The 369-nt window shown below is 52.9% G+C and carries 1 rRNA gene; it reads left to right on the forward strand.

Annotated features, from left to right (window positions below):
• Nucleotides 1-369 (forward strand): 23S ribosomal RNA (locus EIZ48_RS28910); the annotation flags it as partial.

Here is a 369-nt window from a genome sequence, read left to right on the forward strand (position 1 = left end):
CCACCTGCACAAGCAGGTATCGCAGCGTGAATACATAGCGTTGCGAGGCGAACCGGGGGAACTGAAACATCTAAGTACCCCGAGGAACAGAAATCAACYGAGATTCCGGCAGTAGCGGCGAGCGAAACCGGATTAGCCCTTAAGCTAGTTGMGTGTTAGGCGAATGTGCTGGAAAGCACAGCAGTAAAGGGTGATAGCCCCGTAGCCGACARCGCACTTCRAGTGAAATCGAGTAGGACGGGACACGTGATATCCTGTCTGAACATGGGGGGACCATCCTCCAAGGCTAAATACTCCTGACTGACCGATAGTGAACCAGTACCGTGAGGGAAAGGCGAAAAGAACCCCTGTGAGGGGAGTGAAATAGAA

Origin of the sequence: Photobacterium alginatilyticum (genome assembly GCF_009910675.1) — a bacterium.
Classification (GTDB): Bacteria; Pseudomonadota; Gammaproteobacteria; order Enterobacterales; family Vibrionaceae; genus Photobacterium; species Photobacterium alginatilyticum.